Genomic DNA, 648 nt, shown 5'->3' with positions numbered 1-648 from the left:
AAAGTATTTAAATTAGTATATGGTGTATGCGTCTAGAGGTTCATTTGAATCTGAAAATTTCGAAATGAATTTTGTTAGAAAACACAATAAAATAATCCTTTTAATAAAAAGTGAGGAATAACATTGGGACAAGGTAACCGTGGAATGGCTTTTGAAAGGCTTATCAATCTATCGAATGAAATGTATCAAAGAGAGGGAGTGGCGCTTATAAACAAGCGTCCGACTCCTGTAAAGGTATTAAAAATGGTTTACGGCCGTGTGAAAGATGGATATTACGACATAAAATAAGCGATTAAAAAGAATATTGTTCAACTAAATAGCATTGTAGAAAGAATTAAATAGTAATTGTATAAAGATTCGAATATTATACATTGAAAATAACAACTAACTTTCGGGAGGTGAACCCATATGAATAAATATAGTGTTTTTTCACTTGCTACTTTAGTAATCTTCATTGTTTTGTTTTATACAATGTTAAGTGGTGTCTCATTAGGAACATTAGGTAAACCATTTATTATTTCAATGTTTCTTTTCCCATTATTAGGATCTTTCTTGGGACTAAAAGCAAAAAAAGGTTTAATAAAATGGCTACTAATAATACTTAACATTATTGCAATTTGTATAATCGGGTATATTTTATTACTTGCT

Annotated in this window: 1 protein-coding gene and 1 pseudogene; both read left to right on the top strand. The window is 29.2% G+C overall.

The genetic code is table 11. From position 1 onward, the window contains the following. Positions 1 to 123: 123 nt before the first annotated feature. A pseudogene (locus tag KI356_RS27570) lies at positions 124 to 285 on the top strand (Holliday junction resolvase RecU); the annotation flags it as partial. Between the two features lie 123 nt (positions 286 to 408). Continuing rightward, positions 409 to 648, top strand: a 240-nt coding sequence (locus KI356_RS27565) for a hypothetical protein (RefSeq protein ID WP_212937047.1), incomplete at its 3' end; no start/stop codon positions are given.

Origin of the sequence: Bacillus hominis (genome assembly GCF_018332515.1) — a bacterium.
Classification (GTDB): Bacteria; Bacillota; Bacilli; order Bacillales; family Bacillaceae_G; genus Bacillus_A; species Bacillus_A hominis.
Note: the sequence above shows the minus strand (reverse complement) of the source record. Positions and strands in the feature narration are given on the sequence as shown.